14 protein-coding genes, 2 tRNA genes and 1 other RNA gene are annotated in these 15,746 nt (G+C 73.4%); 9 read left to right on the forward strand and 8 right to left on the reverse strand.

Going from position 1 to position 15,746, the window contains the following annotated elements:
- The first annotated feature begins 1 nt into the window (after position 1).
- Positions 2 to 75 (forward strand) — tRNA-Arg (locus KZX60_RS00225).
- 64 nt (positions 76 to 139) lie between these two features.
- Complete coding sequence (locus KZX60_RS00230) at positions 140 to 1,621, forward strand: DUF2079 domain-containing protein (RefSeq protein WP_248114998.1); 1,482 nt, start codon at positions 140 to 142, stop codon at positions 1,619 to 1,621.
- On the opposite strand, the gene KZX60_RS00235 is transcribed toward KZX60_RS00230, so the two are convergent.
- The 3 genes from KZX60_RS00235 to mptB (KZX60_RS00245) are packed head-to-tail and all read right to left on the reverse strand — an operon-like array spanning position 1,603 to position 6,172.
- A complete protein-coding gene (locus KZX60_RS00235) occupies positions 1,603 to 2,952 on the reverse strand; it encodes a glycosyltransferase 87 family protein (RefSeq protein WP_248115000.1) in 1,350 nt (449 codons plus the stop codon). The two genes, KZX60_RS00230 and KZX60_RS00235, sit on opposite strands and share 19 nt — an antisense overlap.
- Positions 2,949 to 4,532, reverse strand: coding sequence for a polyprenol phosphomannose-dependent alpha 1,6 mannosyltransferase MptB (mptB, locus tag KZX60_RS00240; RefSeq protein ID WP_248115001.1), 1,584 nt, complete (start codon positions 4,530 to 4,532; stop codon positions 2,949 to 2,951). The genes KZX60_RS00235 and mptB (KZX60_RS00240) overlap by 4 nt, the downstream gene beginning before the upstream one ends.
- On the reverse strand, positions 4,529 to 6,172 hold the full coding sequence (gene mptB / locus KZX60_RS00245; protein ID WP_248115003.1) for a polyprenol phosphomannose-dependent alpha 1,6 mannosyltransferase MptB: 1,644 nt from the start codon (positions 6,170 to 6,172) through the stop codon (positions 4,529 to 4,531). Before mptB (KZX60_RS00245) ends, mptB (KZX60_RS00240) begins: the two co-directional genes overlap by 4 nt.
- A 90-nt stretch (positions 6,173 to 6,262) precedes the next feature.
- Between mptB (KZX60_RS00245) and orn the strand changes: the two genes are divergently transcribed.
- From orn to KZX60_RS00260, 3 genes are all read left to right on the forward strand, one after another.
- On the forward strand, positions 6,263 to 6,910 hold the full coding sequence (orn, locus tag KZX60_RS00250) for an oligoribonuclease (protein WP_248115005.1): 648 nt from the start codon (positions 6,263 to 6,265) through the stop codon (positions 6,908 to 6,910).
- Positions 6,911 to 6,954: 44 nt separating this feature from the next.
- A tRNA-His gene (locus KZX60_RS00255) sits at positions 6,955 to 7,030 on the forward strand.
- 141 nt (positions 7,031 to 7,171) lie between these two features.
- Positions 7,172 to 7,477 (forward strand): antibiotic biosynthesis monooxygenase, encoded by a 306-nt coding sequence (locus tag KZX60_RS00260; protein WP_126860527.1) that lies wholly within the window; start codon positions 7,172 to 7,174, stop codon positions 7,475 to 7,477.
- Here the strand turns inward: KZX60_RS00260 and KZX60_RS00265 are convergent.
- Positions 7,393 to 9,312, reverse strand: coding sequence for a cation-translocating P-type ATPase (locus tag KZX60_RS00265; protein WP_248115312.1), 1,920 nt, complete (start codon positions 9,310 to 9,312; stop codon positions 7,393 to 7,395). The genes KZX60_RS00260 and KZX60_RS00265 overlap by 85 nt on opposite strands.
- Positions 9,313 to 9,419: 107 nt before the next feature.
- On the reverse strand, positions 9,420 to 9,647 hold the full coding sequence (locus tag KZX60_RS00270; protein WP_248115007.1) for a heavy metal-associated domain-containing protein: 228 nt from the start codon (positions 9,645 to 9,647) through the stop codon (positions 9,420 to 9,422).
- Positions 9,648 to 9,810: 163 nt separating this feature from the next.
- Between KZX60_RS00270 and KZX60_RS00275 the strand changes: the two genes are divergently transcribed.
- Positions 9,811 to 10,512, forward strand: a complete 702-nt coding sequence (locus KZX60_RS00275) for a Crp/Fnr family transcriptional regulator (RefSeq protein WP_248115010.1) — start codon at positions 9,811 to 9,813, stop codon at positions 10,510 to 10,512.
- Positions 10,513 to 10,605: 93 nt separating this feature from the next.
- Entirely contained in the window at positions 10,606 to 11,241 is a 636-nt protein-coding gene (gene def, locus KZX60_RS00280) for a peptide deformylase (RefSeq protein WP_248115012.1), read from the forward strand.
- A gap of 90 nt (positions 11,242 to 11,331) precedes the next feature.
- Here the strand turns inward: def and KZX60_RS00285 are convergent, their stop codons facing one another.
- Positions 11,332 to 12,777 carry a glyceraldehyde-3-phosphate dehydrogenase gene (locus KZX60_RS00285; RefSeq protein ID WP_248115015.1) on the reverse strand — a complete coding sequence of 482 codons (1,446 nt, stop codon included), beginning with the start codon at positions 12,775 to 12,777 and terminating at the stop codon, positions 11,332 to 11,334.
- A 144-nt stretch (positions 12,778 to 12,921) separates the two neighbouring features.
- On the opposite strand from KZX60_RS00285, the gene rnpB reads away from it, so the two are divergent.
- Positions 12,922 to 13,305, forward strand: an RNA gene (rnpB, locus tag KZX60_RS00290) — RNase P RNA component class A.
- A gap of 162 nt (positions 13,306 to 13,467) precedes the next feature.
- Here rnpB and KZX60_RS00295 read toward each other — a convergent pair.
- On the reverse strand, positions 13,468 to 13,782 hold the full coding sequence (locus tag KZX60_RS00295; protein ID WP_248115017.1) for a hypothetical protein: 315 nt from the start codon (positions 13,780 to 13,782) through the stop codon (positions 13,468 to 13,470).
- A gap of 152 nt (positions 13,783 to 13,934) precedes the next feature.
- Between KZX60_RS00295 and KZX60_RS00300 the strand changes: the two genes are divergently transcribed.
- Positions 13,935 to 14,741, forward strand: a complete 807-nt coding sequence (locus KZX60_RS00300) for a peroxide stress protein YaaA (protein WP_248115019.1) — start codon at positions 13,935 to 13,937, stop codon at positions 14,739 to 14,741.
- Positions 14,742 to 14,748: 7 nt separating this feature from the next.
- Here KZX60_RS00300 and KZX60_RS00305 read toward each other — a convergent pair whose 3' ends face one another.
- Positions 14,749 to 15,696, reverse strand: a complete 948-nt coding sequence (locus KZX60_RS00305; RefSeq protein WP_248115021.1) for a reverse transcriptase-like protein — start codon at positions 15,694 to 15,696, stop codon at positions 14,749 to 14,751.
- Positions 15,697 to 15,746 lie beyond the last annotated feature (50 nt).

The following is a 15,746-nucleotide window of genomic DNA, read 5'->3' on the forward strand; positions in this document are numbered from 1 at the left end:
AGCCCCAGTAGCTCAGCTGGACAGAGCAGCGGCCTTCTAATCCGCCGGTCGGGGGTTCGAATCCCTCCTGGGGCACCGCCGTGCCGCGCCCTGCCGCCGTGCACCGTCGTCGTCGTCCCGAGCGTCAGGAGGCCCGAGCATGAGGAGGCCCCCCCTGGATCGCCGGCGCGCGTGGCCCGCTCCGCGGGAGCGATGGCACCTCGCGCTGCTGCTGGCCGCGTTCACGGCCCTGGCCGTGACCCATTCGTTCCTGCGCCACCGGGCCTACGAGTCGAAGGGCTACGACCTGGGGATCTTCGACCAGGCGATCCGGCAGTACGCCCTCTTCAAGCCACCGATCGTGCCGGTCAAGGGGGTGGGCTTCCACCTCCTGGGCGACCACTTCCACCCGGTCCTCGCCCTGCTGGCGCCCGCCTACTGGATCTGGGACGACCCCCGCGTGCTCGGGATCGTCATGGCGCTGGCCCTCGCGCTGGCCGCGGTGCCGGTGTACCTGTTCGCCCGCCGCCGGTCGGGCCACGGCCTCGCCCTGGGCGCGGCCGCGGCGCTGCTGCTCTCCTGGCCCTTCCAGGCCATGGTCAACTGGGACTTCCACGAGATCACCCTGGGCGTGCCCCTCATGGCGTGGCTGGTCTGGGCCCTGGACGGGGGCCGCCCGTGGACCGTCACGGCGCTCGCCGCGAGCCTCCTCACGGTGCGCGAGGACATGGGCGTCACGCTCGTGGCGGTGGCGCTGGTGCTCGCGATCCGCGGCCACCGGGTGCAGGCCGCCGTCACCGCGGTCCTGGGCGTGGCCGGCTACTGGTTCGCCACGTCCGTCGCCATCCCCCGCTTCTCCCCCACGGGGAGCTTCGGCTACTGGCAGTTCACGGCGCTCGGCCCGGACCTTCCCTCCTCCCTCCTGTTCATCCTCACGCGGCCGCTCTCCGCCGTCGGGGTGCTGGTGGACCACCCGTTGAAGATCGCCCTGCTGCTCCTGCACCTCGTGCCCCTGCTGCTCCTGCCGCTCCTCAGCCCGTTGACGCTGCTGGCGATGCCCGTCCTGCTCTCTCGCCTCTTCAACGACCGGCTCACCGTGTGGAGCCCCGTCTTCCAGTACGACGCCATCCTGGCGCCCATCCTCCTGATGGCCGCGCTCGAGGCGGCGCACCGGCTGGCGGCCCGGCGGGAGGAGCTGCGGCGGCTGCCCACGGTGCTCGTCGCCGCGGCCCTGGGCGTCTCGCTGCTCGGCACGGCCGTGTTCCCGCTCGTCTTCCCGTTCCACCGCACCCTCACGGGGGACATGGCGGTCACGGCGCACGCGCGCAGCCTCGACCGCGCGGTCTCCCTCATCCCGGACGGCGTGTGCGTCGAGGCCCCGGACCACGTCATCCCCCACCTGACCACGCGGACGTACGTGGGCCTCGCCGGGGACATCGGCGACGAGCTGGCCACCTGGACCATCGTGGACCTGCAGGAGGAGGAGCCCGGCGGGTGGGACCCGCTGACACCCGGGCAGGTCCTGGAACGCGCCCGCGCCCTCGGCTTCCAACGGGTGTGGTCCGAGGACGGGGTGATCGTGCTCCACCACCCGGGGCGCGCGGTGGACCCGACGTGCTCGGACTACCTCCGCCACCGCTGAACGGCGGCGGCCAGCGGGCCGTCCGGCGCGCCCCAGAACGGGCCCGCGTTCGGGTCCTCCGCGATGCCCGGGGCGACGCACGGCGTGCCCCGCTCGAGGGCGGTGCGTCGCACCGGGTCCCGCGCCGGGTCGAGGACGTCACGAATGACGGTGACGCAGATCCAGGCGACGGCGGCCACGTGCAGCACCACTCCCGAGCCGTACCAGAGGGTGGCCCAGGCCCCGCCGAACGTCCCGCCGGACGTGATGCGCGCGGACTCCATCCAGACTCCGGCCCAGTGGTAGACCTCCACGACCTGCCAGGCCCAGAACATCCGGCGCCGCGGCGTCGCGAGGACGACGAGCGGGATCAGCCACATCACGAACTGCGGCGAGTACACCTTCCCCAGGAGCAGGAACGCCGCCACGATCAGCAGGCAGAGCTGGGCCAGGCGAGGGCGCACCGGGGCCGCCAGCCCCAGCCACGCGATCCCCGCGCAGCACACCGCGAACAGCCCGTTCGACACCAGCGAGAACGTCTCCCCGGACCATCCGGTCCAGACGAACGCGAGCCACACCGAGGAGAAGGAGACCGCACGCTCGCCCGAGAAGGCGTAGAAGCGCGCCCACTGGTCGAACGCCGTCAGCATGAACGGGAGGTTCACGGCCAGCCACGCCGCCGTCCCCGCCGCGAGCGCCCTCCCGAATCCCGCCCACCGGCCCGTGCGCAGCGCGAGGACCAGGAGGGCGCCGAAGAAGAACAGGGGGTAGAGCTTCGCGGCGGCGCCCAGGCCGAGGAGCGCGCCCGAGAGCGTGGGGTGGTCCGCGGACCACGCCCACAGGGCCAGGGCGGCGAGCATGACCGCCCACAGGTCCCAGTTGAGCATCGAGGTCAGGACGACCCCCGGCGCGAGGGCCACCAGGAGCGCGTCCCGCGACCGGCCGCGCGCCGTGGACGCCGTCGCCACCACCGTGACCATCCAGCAGAGCACCACGCCCGCCGCGTTCACGTCGAAGTAGGCCACGGTGCGCTCGTGCAGGGACCCGCCGGCGGGCACGAGCCAGGAGGTGACCCCCGCGACGACGGCCAGCAGTGCCGGGTACTCCATCCACTGCTCCGTCGGCAGCGACGCGGAGAAGGGGAAGTGCCCGTCGGCCAGGCCCCGCGTGGGGAACAGCTGCGCGAAGTCCGAATAGCACAGGTGGACGTGCACGCCCGGGGCGGCCCAGCCGTGTACGCGGCACCACTGCTTGCTCAGCAGGCCGAGGCCGGCGGCCAGCGCCGTCGCGCCGAGGAGGACGGCGACCCGGCGAGAAGCAGGGCCGGAGGCGGGGCGGTCACGGTCGCTCATGGTCCCTCCCGGGGGATGGCGGGGCGGGGCTCGATCGTCTCGAGCGGGGCACGGCCGCGGCCGGGGAACAGCACGGCGGTGGACGGGTCGCGGAACGCGATCAGGAGGATGCCGACGAGGGCGGCGAGCGCCGTCGCCCCGCGCACGGCCGCGAGCGGCATCCACTGGGCCACGGAGATCTGGTCCACCACGCCGACGCCGATGAGCAGCAGGACGGCCAACGCCGTCACCCAGCCCAGCCAGCGCGGGTGGAGCGGTCCGCGGGGCGTGCCGGGGAGGGCGCACGCGAACAGCGGCAGCACCCAGAGCAGATACCACGGCTGGATGATGGGCGCCGTGAGCACGGCCACGACGAGCACGGCGGCGGAGGAGAGCACCGGGTCCACGGGGCGGCGGCGCAGCGCCATCCAGGCGGTGAAGACCAGCGCGGCCAGCGTCATCAGCGTGTAGAACGCGTTCGCGGCCGACCGGGCGGGCACGGGGCTCACCGCGTCCATGAGCCAGCCGAGGCCGAGCCCCACCAGTCCCACCGGCGCATAGGGGAAGGCGGCGTCGCCGCTCGTGAGCATGGCGGCCGCCCACCCGAACCACAGCCCCGTGCCCGCTCCCAGGATCGTCAGGACGGCCAGGGCGACCGCCGCCGTCGTGATCCAGGAGCCGAGGCGCTCGCGGCGCCGAGGCGGCCGCCCGCCGGCGCGGAAGGGCGCCCAGCCGGCGGGCAGCAGGAGGGCGGCGAACGGCAGGGCCAGCGCGGTCAGCGGCTTGATGGCCACCGAGAGCGAGATGAGCACGAGGCCCCACAGTCCGTGGATGCGACGGCGCGGAAGGCGCACCAGCAGCAGGAGACCGGCCAGCATGAGGCCGCTCATGAGGGCGTCATTGTGGGCGCCGGCCACCATGTAGAGCAGGAACAGCGGGTTCGCCACGCACAGCCACGCGGCCCAGCGGCCACCGCGGCCCGCCGCGTCCGCGAGGCGGCGCACGGCCCACAGGCACAGGGCCATCCCGGCCAGGGCGAGGAGCCGGAAGCACAGCACCCCGAGCTCGATGTTCCCTCCGGAGAACCGCCACGCCCCCTCCGCGAAGAGCAGGAACAGCGGGCCGTACGGAGACGGGGACTCGGCCCAGATGGAGTCCGCCCCCTGCATGAACCACCCGGGCAGCCGGGAGACGCCCTCCCGGTAGGGGTCCAGCCCGAGCGCCACCACCCGCCCCTGCTGGAGGTACGAGTAGACGTCCCGGGAGAAGATGGGGAAGGCGCCCAGCATCGGGAGGGACCACTGCCACGCCGCGCGCGTCACCGCTGAGCCCTGGGAGTCCCAGCGGCCCCGCAGGGCGCGCCCGAGCCGCAGCCACGCGCGGGCCAGCAGCAGGCAGCCGACCGCCAGCAGGACCGCGCACCCGATCACGCCCACGAGGTTGGCGCGCAGCGGGTTGAGCAGCCGCGTGCCGGCGAAGACGGTGTCCGTGGTCATCGGCAGCCACCCCACGCCCCACGAGGCGACCATGATGAGCACGGCGGCGACGGTCCCCTCCCGCACGGCCGCACGGGGATCCGGCGCCTCGGCGCCGTGCTTCACCGGACCTCCGGCCGACGCCTCACGCTGCGGGCGACCGTCCAGAGCTCGTGACGGCCGGGCATCCTGCCGCGCAGGACGTGCCGCGTGTGCGGGTCCAGGAGCAGGATCCACACGAGGCACAGGGCCGAGACCGCCAGCGAGACGACCTTCACCTCGCCCGCGATCTCCAGGAACGGCCACGTGAACAGCTGGTCCTGGGCGCCGTAGGTGAGGAAGAAGCACACGGTGAAGAACACCCACGTCAGCCGCCAGTCGTCCGGGATGCCGATCACGGCGAAGAAGGGCAGCAGCCACAGCAGGTACCACGGGTGGATCACCGGGGAGAGCACCACCAGTGCAGTGAACGCCCACGTCATCCGAGGCAGGATCCGGTCCTGGCGGCCCCGGAACATGAGCACGGCCACCACGAGCACCGAGAGGAGGCGCCCGGCCGTCTTGTAGAGGCCCTCGATGCCGCTGCGGTCCACATCGTTCCCGAGCGCCTCCAGGACCCCGATGGTCACGCTGGAGAGCATGCCGATGGGCGCCCACGGGGACGTGCCCGTGCCCGTGCTCGCCATGACGGACACCCAGCCGAAGCCGTAGCCGTTGGCGTGCCCCACCGCGAGCATGATGAGGGCGGAGGTCACCGCCGTCGCCGCCCAGGAGGCGAAGCGACGGGGCCACCCGGCTCGGGGGCCCGCCCACAGCAGGCCGATGAACGGCAGGAGCACCACGGTGATGGGCTTGACGCCGAGCGAGAGGGTCACGAGGAGGACGCCGGCCAGGCCCCACCCGGCCGAGGCGAGCGCTGACTGGGGCCGCTCCGGGCGCCCGGCGCGCAGGGCGCACCACGTGCCGGCGAGCGCCAGGCCCACCATGAGGGCGTCGTTGTGGCCGGAGGCGACGAAGTGGATGATGACGAGCGGGTTGGCGGTGGTGAGCCACTGCGCCCAGCCGGGCGGCGTCCCCGTGCGGCGTGCGAGCAGGGGCACGAAGACCGCGGTGAGGACCACGCCGAGCACCGCCACGAGGCGGAAGAGCACGATGGCCAGGTCCGGGTTCTCTCCCCCGCTGGCGTTCACCATCGCCTGCTCCACCCACAGGAAGACGGGCCCGTAGGGGGTGCCGTCGTAGGCCCACATGGAGTCCGCACCGAGCTGGAGCCAGTTCGAGACGTCGGAGATGCTGTCCTCGTAGGGGTTCTTCCCGGCCGCCATCATGCGCCCCTGGGCCACGTACGCGTACATGTCCCGGCTCAGGATGGGCAGCGCCACCAGCAGGGGGGCGCTCCACAGGGCCGACGCCCAGGTCATGGTGCCCACCGTCCCGCCGCCGCGCGGGTCCACGGTCTGGCCGAGACGGATCCAGGCCCAGAACAGGAGCCAGAAGCCGAGGGTGAGGAGCGTGATGCCGGTGAGGACGCCCGCCTCGTCCGTGCGCCACGGGATGAGCCACTGCCAGCGGTTCAGGGGGGAGACGGACGCGAGCCAGCCCACGCTGTAGGAGCCCGCCACCACCAGGAGGGACCCCAGGAGCCCGACGAGGAGCGGGACGCGCGGCGAGCCGCCCGGGCCGAGCGGCCGCGGAGCTGCGCTCGCGCCGCCGGGCGCCGGCCGCTCCCCCGACGGGGACGACGGCGGCGGGGTGGGCGCGCTCATGGGGCGTGTCCTTCCGTGCGGGCCGGGTCGGAACCCGGGGTGGGACTGACGGCGAATCTATCATCGTGGACCACGAGTAGCCTGGATTCCATGAGCGACACGAACACCCCCGCGCCGGAGCGCGCCCCGCTGGTCTGGATCGACTGCGAGATGACCGGCCTGGACCCGGACGTCGACGTGCTGGTGGAGGTGGCCGTGCTCATCACGGACTCCGAGCTCGAGCTCCTCGACGAGGGGGTGGACCTCGTGATCCGCCCGACCGCGGCCGCCCTCGCCCAGATGGACCCGTTCGTCCGGGACATGCACACCACGTCCGGACTGATCGAGGAGCTCGAGTCCGGGCTCCCCCTCGAGGAGGCCGCCGAGCGGGTGCTGGCCTACATCGCCGAGCGCGTGCCCGCGGGCAGGGCCCTGCTGGCCGGCAACTCCGTGGGCCAGGACAAGCTGTTCCTGTCCCGGTACATGCCGCGCGTCGTGGAGCACCTGCACTACCGGATCGTGGACGTCTCCACGCTCAAGGAGCTCGCGCGCCGCTGGTACCCGCGCGCCTACTACCAGGCGCCGGCGAAGACGGGCGGCCACCGCGCCCTCGGCGACATCCGGGACTCGATCACCGAGCTGCGCTACTACCGCGAGGCCGTCATGCTCCCGGCCCCCGGCCCGACGTCGGACGAGGCCCGCTCGATCTCGGCCCGGATCACCGCTGGCGCGGGCGAACCTCAGGATCGTGTACAGTAGTACCCGCTGCTCCGCACGGGTCACCCCCATCGGGAGCATGCATGGTGGGCGTAGCTCAGTCGGCAGAGCGTCTGGTTGTGGTCCAGAAGGTCGCGGGTTCAATCCCCGTCGCTCACCCCACCGAGGCCCCCGGAATCATGCAGATTCCGGGGGCCTTGTCGTGTCCGTGGTTGCGCTCCTGGTAGTGCCGGGCGGGGGTCTACCCTGGCAGGGCAGGAGGGCACCCGCCCTCCCCCACCGTCCCGTCTCCAGGAGGCCACCGTGTCCGTCGTGAAGATCAACGCCATCACCGTCCCCGAGGGCGCCGGCCCGGAACTTGAGAAGCGGTTCGCTGCCCGCAAGCACGCGGTGGACCAGGAGCCGGGCTTCGAGGGGTTCCAGCTGCTGCGGCCCACGGCGGGCGAGGACCGCTACTTCGTGGTCACGACGTGGGCCTCGGAGGAGGACTTCCAGCGCTGGCGGGACGGGCGCATGCCCGCCGCTCACGCCGCCGAGCAGGGCGGCCGCCCGGCCCCCGTGGCCACGGGCGCCGACCTGCTCGAGTTCGAGGTCGTGGACCTGGGCTGACCCGGGCGCCGCAGCAGGCGCATCGCGTTCACGATGACCAGCAGCACGGACGCCTCGTGCACGAGCATGCCGACGGCCATCGTGACGCCGCCGATGAAGACGCCGGCCAGCAGGGCCACGACGGTCACGAGGGAGATCGCGATGTTCTGCCGCATCACCCGCACCGTGCGCCGGGCCAGCTCGAGCGCCTGCGGCAGCCGCTCGAGCCGGTCGCCCATCAGGGCGATGTCCGCGGTCTCGATGGCCACGCCGGAGCCGGCCGCGCCCATGGCCACGCCGATGTCCGCCGTCGCCAAGGCCGGGGCGTCGTTGACGCCGTCACCGACCATCGCGACGACGCGGCCCTCGGCCTGCAGGGCCTCGATCGCCTCGAGCTTGTCCTGGGGCAGCAGGCCTGCCCGCACGTCGTCGACGCCCACTTGCCGGGCCACGGCCTGCGCGACGCCGGGCTGGTCGCCGGTCAGCATCACGACCTCGCGGACGCCGATCCCGTGCAGCGCCCGGATCATGCCCGCGGCCTCGGGCCGGAGGGTGTCTGCGATGGCGAGGACGCCGAGCGGGATGCCGTCGACGACGACCGCCACCGGGGTCCGGCCCGCCTCCGCAAGCTCGGTCGCGACGGTCTCGACCCGGTCGGTCGCGGCCGGCTCCACGCCGCGCTCGCGCAGCAGCGCCACGTTGCCCACGGCGACGACACGGCCGTCCACCTCTCCGGTGAGCCCGCGGCCGAGGACGACGTCCACATCGGTGGCCAGCGGGCCGTCCAGCAGGCCGCGCTCCCCGCCCGCCGCGACGACCGGCGCGGCCAGCGGGTGGTCCGAGGCCGCCTCGAGCCGTGCGGCCCAGCGCAGCACCTCGTCCTCGGCCCCGGGCTCGAACGCGACGACGTCTGTCAGCTCGGGGGTGCCCGACGTGAGGGTGCCGGTCTTGTCGACGGCGACGGCGTCGACCTTCGCGGAGCGCTCAAGGAACTCCCCTCCCTTGATGAGCACGCCGTCCTTGGCGCCGCGGCCGATCCCCGCCACGATCGCGACCGGGATGGAGATCACGAGGGCGCCCGGGCAGCCGATGACCAGCAGGGTCAGGGCCAGGGGGATGTCCCGCGTGATCAGGCCGGTCGCGAAGGCCAGCACCATGATCGCCGGGGTGTACCAGCGGGAGAAGCGGTCCATGAACTGCTGGGTCCGCGCACGGGCCTCCTGCGCCGCCTCGACGCGGTGGATGATGCGCGCCAGCGTGGTGTCGGCGCCCACGCCCCGGGCCTGCACCTGCAGCAGGCCTGCCGTGGCGACGGTGCCCGCGTACATGGCGTCGCCGTCGGTCTTCTCCGCCGGGATGGACTCGCCCGTGATGGATGCTTCGTCCACGGCGCCGACCCCGGTGAGCACCACGCCGTCCACCGGCACTCGGGCGCCGGCCTTGACGAGGACGGTCGCGCCGGGGGCCACCTCGTGGGCGGGCACGGTGCGCTGCGTCCCGTCTGCGTCGACGACGACGGCGGTCTCGGGCGCCGTGGACACGAGGTCCGCGAGCGCCGAGCGAGTCTGAGACAGGGTCGCGTCCTCGAGGCCGTGGCCGAGGGCGAAGAGGAAGGTCACGGCGGCGGCCTCCCAGAAATTGCCGAGCAGGGACGCGCCGATCGCGGCGGTGGCGACGAGCAGGTCGATGCCGACGGTCTTCACCCGCAGGGCGGCGATCGCGTCGCGCGCGATCGGCAGGCCGGCCACGACGGCGGCGGCGAGCATCAGGCCCGCCGCCACGAGGTGTCCGGTCCCGTGGGCCAGCTGCTCGGGCGCCAGCACGAGTGAGACGGCGATCAGCAGGCCGGCCACCACGGGACGCCGCCAGCGGCGGGACAACGCGAACCGGGCACGGGTGCGGCCCGGGTGTGTGACAGCGGGGGTGGACATGGCGGGCTCCGTTCGTCGGGGGCGGGGCGGTGTCAGAAGGCCGACGGCCGGGCGGTGTAGCCGACCTCGGCGACGGCCTCGACGAGGTCCTGGGCGGTGGTGGTCTGCGGGTCGTGGTCGACCTCGATGCGCTGGGTCTCGAAGTGGACCTGCGCGCCGGACACGCCGGGCAGGGCGTCGAGGGCCTTCTCGATCTTCCGGACGCACGAGGGGCAGCTGAAGCCCTCGGCGCGGAGCAGGGTGTGCGTGGTGGGGGTCATGGTCACTCCAGTCGGTCGTCACCGGCGCGGCCGCCGGTGAGGCTGAGCGGACGGGGCGGGCGCCCGGTCCGATCCCCGTCCTCCGGGGATGTCACTGACGCTACGAAGGGGAAGGCAGGTACGCCTTGACCGCGGTCAAGCCGCCGTGTGGGAGGCTGATGGCGTGCGTATCGACCTGCCCCTCATCCCCGTGGATGAACCAGAGCCGTGCGCGGCCCGGGTCCCGCTGTTCACCGGGCTGGGCCTGGAACAGCTGCGCCGGGTCTCCGCCCTGGCGCGGCCGATCGTGCTCGAGGCCGGCGATGCCCTGCATCTGGCAGGCGACCGCACGGACCGCCTGTGTGTCGTGCACACCGGCCGCCTGGCGCTGACGCTCGGCTCAGCGACCGGCCGGGAACGCGTGGTGCGGATGGTCGAGCCCGGCGACTCCGTGGGCGAGCACGAGTTCCTCACGGGCGAGCCGGCCCGGCACGGGGCGCGCGCCGTGGTCGCGACCCGCCTGTGCACCTTCTCCCATGCCGCGGTCGCCCGACTCCTGGCCGAGCATCCGGGCATCGGGGGACGCGTGATGCGGACGCTGGCCGTCCGCCTGGCCGAGGCTGAACAACGGCTGGCCTGGGAGCGTCAGCCTGTCACCGCGCGGATCGCCGGACATCTGCTCGGCCTGCCGGCCGTCCGGGACGAGGCCGACCTCGTTGTGGTGCTGGCCGCGCCGAAGAAGGACGTCGCCTCACTGCTGGGCACCACCCCCGAGGCGTTCAGCCGCGGGCTGCGCCGCCTCGCCGATGACGGCCTGATCGCCATCGAGGGCCCGCGGGTGACGCTGCTGGACCCGGATGCGCTGGAGGCGCTTGCCGCGGAGTGAGCGCCGTCGTCGTGGTGTCCCCGGCGGTAGGCTGGACACTCCCCCGTCCCCTACCCACGCAGGCCCGCAGCCCGGGCCGGGAAGCGCAGCGCCATGGCCTCCATCCGTCCCATCACCGTCTACGGCGAGCCCGTGCTGCACACCCGCGCGGCGGAGGTCGAGGTGATCGACGACGGCATCCGCCAGCTGGTCGAGGACATGTACCTCACGCAGGACGTCGCCAACGGCGTGGGCCTGGCGGCCCCGCAGGTGGGTGTGGGCCTGCGCATCTTCACGTGGACGTTCCCGGACACGGGCGACGCGCCGAACGTGGGGCACGTGATCAACCCCGTCCTGACCTACCTGGACAAGGCCCCCCAGGAGGCCCCCGACGAGGACGAGCACACCGAGGGCTGCCTGTCCGTGCCCGGCCACGGCTACCCGCTGCAGCGCTCCTCCCGCGTGCGCCTGGCAGGCCAGCGCGTGGACGGCGAGCTGTTCGAGTTCGAGGCCGAGGGCTGGTTCGCCCGCGTGATGCAGCACGAGTACGACCATCTCAACGGCACCCTCTACGTGAACCGCCTCGAGGGGAAGTGGGCGCGGCGCTGGAAGCGCGCGCAGCGCGCCGAGCGCATGAACCGTCCCGGCGTGACGTGGCTCCCTGGCACGGATCCGGACCCGTTCGGCCACGGCGAGGTCGACCACGAGTGCGACGGTCCTGACTGCGCCCACGAGCACGCCCAGGACTGAGCTCCTCCGGAACGACCGCGGCGCCGCCGCCTCCCAGCGGGAGGCGGCGGCGCCGTCGTCGTGGTGGCCTGAGGACTCAGGCCGGGCCGGTCAGGCCCGCGGGAAGACCGGCAGGTCCTGGCCCGCCATCTTCTTCACGCAGCGCACCACCTGGTGCGAGTAGCCGTACTCGTTGTCGTACCAGACGTAGAGGATCGCGTTCTTGCCCGCGTTGTTCACGAGGGTCGCGAGGCCGTCCACGATGCCGGCGCGGTTGGAGCCCACGAAGTCCGTGGAGACGACCTCCGGGGAGTCGATGTAGTCGATCTGGCTGTGCAGCTCGCCGGTCAGGGACTCCTGACGCAGGCGGTCGTTCAGCTCGTCCACCGAGGTGGGCGTCTTCAGCTCGAGGTTCAGGATGGCCATGGACACGTCCGGGGTGGGGACGCGGATGGCGTTGCCGGAGAGCTTGCCCTTGAGCTCGGGCAGCGCCTTGGCCACGGCCTTGGCGGCGCCCGTCTCGGTGATGACCATGTTCAGGCCGGCGGCGCGGCCGCGGCGAGAGCCCTTGTGGAAGTTGTCCGTCAGGTTCTGGTCGTTGGTGAAGGCGTGCACGGTCTCCACGTGGCCGTGGTCGATGCCGTACTCGTCCTGGATGACCTTGAGCACCGGGGTGATGCCGTTGGTGGTGCAGGAGGCCGCCGAGATGATGGTGTCCTCGGGGAGGATGTCCTCCGAGTTCACGCCGTAGACGATGTTCTTCATCTCACCCTTGCCCGGGGCGGTGAGCAGGACCTTCTTGACGCCCTTGGCCTGGAGGTGCTGGGACAGCCCCTCGTCGTCGCGCCAGCGGCCGGTGTTGTCCACCACGATCGCGTCCTCGATGCCGTAGGACGTGTAGTCCACGGTGGTCGGGTCGTTCGAGTAGATGACCTGGATCTCGGTGCCGTTGGCGGTGATGACGTTGCGGGCCTCGTCCACGGTGATGGTGCCCTCGAAGGCGCCGTGGATGGAGTCGCGGCGCAGCAGGGAGGCGCGCTTGATCAGGTCGTCGTCCGAGTTCTTGCGGACCACCACGGCGCGCAGGCGCAGCGCGGAGCCGCCCCCGGCCTGGCCGAGGATGATGCGGGCCAGCAGGCGCCCGATGCGGCCGAAGCCGTAGAGCACGACGTCCTGCGCGCGGCCGAGGCCCTCGCCCCCCTTGCCCTTGACGTCCGCGAACTCGGCGTCGAGGAAGGCCTGGAGGTCACCGCCCTGCTTCTTGAACTTGGCGGCCAGCTTGGCCAGGTCCACGGAGGCGGCACCGAGGTCCATGGAGGACAGGCCCTGGACCAGCGCGTACGTCTCCTCCACGGGGAGCACGGTCTCGTCGATGCGACGGGCGAAGCGGTGCGCCTTGATGATGTCGATCACGCCGCGGTTCACGAGGGTGCGCCCGTGGATGCTGGTGACCACGTTGTGCTCGCGGTAGAGGCTGCCCAGCAGCGGCACCATCTTCTCGGCGAGCTCCTGCTGCGTGTTCCACTCGGGGGTCTGGGTCGAGGCGGTGTCTGCCACGGGAGTCCTTCCTTCAAGCCTGTGCGGGCACGTGCGGGCACGGACCCTCCGGGACCTCGTCGTCCGCGGACACCGCCCATTCTATGCGGAGCGGCCCGCGCGCACGGGCCCGGGGCGTCCGGGCGGGTAGAGTGGCAGGCCGGGACGGATCGGCAGACGGCCGCGTGCCCGCTCCATGAGCGGGCGCGAGGAAAGTCCGGGCACCGCAGAGCAGGATGGTGGGCAACGCCCACCCGGGGAGACCCGCGGGCCAGTGCCACAGAGAGAAGACCGCCTCCGCGCCTCGGCGCGGCGGTGAGGGTGAAAGGGTGGTGTAAGAGACCACCAGCGGCCCCGGTGACGGGGTCGGCTAGGTAAACCCCATCCGGTGCAAGGCCGAACAGGGCGCGTCACGAGGGCTGCTCGCCCCAGCGTCCGGGTTGGCCGCTCGAGCCCGTCAGCAATGGCGGGCCCAGATGGATGGCCGTCACCCCGCGGGGGGCAACCCGCGCGGGGACACAGAACCCGGCTTACCGCCGGTCCGTCCCCTCATCCATCCCCCGGCGCGCCGCGCGCGCCCGGTTCCGACGCTGCAGCGCCTTGGCCACGCCGAACACCGTGACGGCGAGGAAGAACAGTACGAGCAGTCCGCCGACGAGGGCGATGAGGATCTCCACGGGGGCTCCTGGAATCGGGGAACGGGGCGGCGGTTCAGAGGGCGTCGTCGTCGCGGAGACGTTCGAAGCGGAGCTCGATGACGTGCTCGCGCTCGATGCGGTCCACGAGTCCGTACCCGTACATCTCGCCCAGGGAGACGACCGTGGCCAGCGTGGGCCGACGGCGGTCCCGCGGCCACTCCAGGCTCACCCGGTCCGCGCCCGTGAAGGTGCGCTCCCGCAGGCGGGTCTCCACCTCCGAAGAGCGGGTGCGCGTGCGTCCGCTCGAGCGCACGCCGACGGCGATCGCGGCGGCCATGGCCAGCAGGGCGGCGGGGAAGACCCACGCATAGACGGCCATCGTCTCCATGGGGCCTCCCGGGCTCGTCGCGGCGCCGGCCCGCCGTCTGCGGACCGTTGGCCCCCACTCTGCCAGTCCGCGACGACGGAGCCCACCCGGGTGGGCGGGAATCGCCGTGGGCGGACGGGCCGGCGACGGGTCCTGCTGACTAGGCTGGACCGGTGCTGATCCTGCTGCCGCCCTCCGAGGGCAAGACCCCGCCCCGCTCGGGGGCGCCCCTGGACCTCGCCTCCCTCGCGCTCGCCGATTCGCCGGACGTCTCGGGCGCACGCGAGGAGCTGCTGGACCGCGTCGCCGCGGCGTCCGTGCGTCCGGACGCACTGGAGCTGCTCGGTGTCGGGGCGTCGCTCGCGGCGGAGGTGGCCGCGAACCGCACCTTGCGGGACGCACCCGCGGCGCCGGGGCACCGCGTGTACACGGGCGTGCTCTTCGACGCCCTCGACCACGCCTCGCTCTCCCCCGCCGCCAAGCGGCGGGCCCGCACGGACGTCCTGGTGTTCTCGGCGCTCTTCGGCGCCACCGCCCTCGCGGACCGCATCCCCGCCCACCGCCTGTCGGCCGGGGCGCGGCTGCCGGAGATGCCCGGTCTGGCCGCGTGGTGGCGGCCCCGGCTGACGCCCGCCCTGGACACCCTGGCCGACTGCGCCGGCGGCCCCGTGGTCGACTGCCGCTCGGGGGGCTACGCCGCCCTCTGGAAGGCCCCGGCCGCGCGGACCGTGGGCGTGGACGTGCTGCAGCTGCGCGAGGGTCGGCGCACCGTGGTCTCCCACTTCGCCAAGCACACCCGCGGCCTCGTGGCCCGCGCGCTGCTCGAGGCGGGACCCCGCGCCGCGTCCACGCCGGAGCGCGCGGCGGACGTGGTGGCCGCGGCCGGGGCGGGCGACGGCGGACCGCAGTGGGAGGTGGAGCTCGACGCCCCGACGGACGCGAGGGCCGGCTCCCTGCGCGTGGTGCTGCCCGAGTCCTGACGCCGGCTCAGTCCCCCGTGGCCACGAGCTCCACCTCGAAGCCGTCGGCCGTCTCGAGGTAGGCGGCGTAGTGGTCGGGCCCGCCGGCATGGGGGTGGCGGTCCGCGAACAGGAGACGGAAGCCCCGTTCCCGCGCAGCGGCGGTGAGCTCGTCGACGCGGGCGCGGGAACCGGCCTGGAAGGCGAGGTGGTTCAGCCCCGGGCGGGTGCGCTCGTGCGCCCCGCCGCTCACGTCCGGCCCGGCCTCGAGCACGAGGTAGTGGCCCGCGCCCTGGTAGGTCTGACCCTCGTCCCAGCCGCCGTGCGGGACGTAGCCGAGCTGGGTGAACAGCCAGCCGAGGGTCCGGGTCGCGGCGTCCAGGTCCGCCACCCAGACCTCCACGTGGTGCAGCGAGCCGGTCGGACGCGGTCCCGATTCCGTCGCGGGAGCGGCGTCGGCACGCTCGTCCGCGGCGGCCTCCGGGGCGGCGGCGCGCTCGTCGGCGTCGGCCCGCGGCGCGGCGACCGCGATCTTCGAGGCGCCGGCGTCCCAGGACCCGCCGCGCGCGCCCGCGTCCATGGCCTCGTTCGAGAGCTGGTCGGCGTCCTTGTTCTTGGCCCGCGGGATCCACTCGTACGTCACGCGGCCCGCCGGGGCGATCGCCCGGGCGTCGGCGGCGAGGCGGCGCATGTCCTCGTGCTTGATCTTCCAGCGCCCGGACATCTGCTCGACCACGAGCTTGGAGTCCATGAGCACGTGCACGCGCGCGGTGGGGTCGATCATCGCCGCCATCCGCAGACCGGCCACGAGGCCCGAGTACTCGGCCACGTTGTTGGAGGCCCTGCCGAGCGGCGCCGCGTCCGTCATGAGGACCTCGCCGGTGGCGGGGTCGCGCACGAGCGCGCCGTAGCCGGCCACGCCGGGGTTGCCGCGGGAGCCGCCGTCGGCCTCCACCTGCAGGACTCGTTCCGCCACCACGGCCTCCTCGTCTCACCGGGCGCGCCGGGCGGCGCGCCGACCCTCCA

This window comes from Micrococcus sp. EYE_212 (assembly GCF_023147585.1).
Classification (GTDB): Bacteria; Actinomycetota; Actinomycetes; order Actinomycetales; family Micrococcaceae; genus Micrococcus.